Source organism: Pontibacter rugosus (genome assembly GCF_042678745.1).
Lineage (GTDB): Bacteria > Bacteroidota > Bacteroidia > Cytophagales > Hymenobacteraceae > Pontibacter > Pontibacter rugosus.
In genome coordinates this window covers 1-733 of the sequence record NZ_JBHTLD010000468.1, presented here as the reverse complement: position 1 = coordinate 733, position 733 = coordinate 1, and the positions used below count along the sequence as shown (strand labels likewise).

Below are 733 nucleotides of genomic sequence, written 5' to 3'. Positions count from 1 at the left end.
TATGAAACTCGACGGGTACGCCGTCGCTGGTGGCCACGACCTGGACTTTGAGGCCATGAAACCAGCAGCGCTTGCTGGCGCAACGCCCATGATACGCCTTGCCCGTCAAGAGCTTACAGCGCGGAATGCGCGTATTGTGGCATACGGCCACCGGAAACGAGTCCACGACGTAGCGGGCCTCGGTGTGCAGGTCTTTAAGCAGGTCGCCGAACGTGGCGAAGAGCGCGTGCAGCGTATCGGTAAGCGCGTGCAGCCGACGTGTAAAGCCACTCCTATCCAGGCGGTTCTGCCCCCAATGCTGTTCCATATAGTGCTTGGCCACCACCAGATTGCCGCCGAAGAAGCGAGCGGCTACCAGGGCTGTGGTCAGCACCTGCGCATCGGTCAGACGGCGGCCCGAGGGCGGGGGCGGAGTCCCGGTGGGGCGGGTAAAACGAATCAAATCATCGAGAACACAGTACATTGCAACGGTCTGTTCGCGCATGGTCGGCAGGGCTTGAAGGGGTCGAATACTTCAAACTTAGTCTGTTCACGCCGAACAGACTTTTTTTGGCCTTATTTATACCTCGCAACTTGGGTTAGCTAAGGCCCGCCATCGTGGGCAGGCGGGCCAGCGTCAGGCCGGTCTTACTCGTTTGCGGGCCTGCCAGCAGCCCGTAGCGCTTGCTCAGCTCGTAGGTTTCGGTGCCAACCCGCAGCGTAGCCACCGAGTCGGACTGGCCGTTGAACTCGC

The 733-nt window shown here is 60.7% G+C and carries 1 protein-coding gene; it reads right to left on the bottom strand.

All coding sequences use genetic code 11. From position 1 onward, the window contains the following. Positions 1-484: transposase (locus ACFQ2O_RS21955; RefSeq protein WP_377533112.1), on the bottom strand; the 484-nt coding region annotated here is incomplete at its 3' end. Between the last annotated feature and the right edge of the window lie 249 nt (positions 485-733).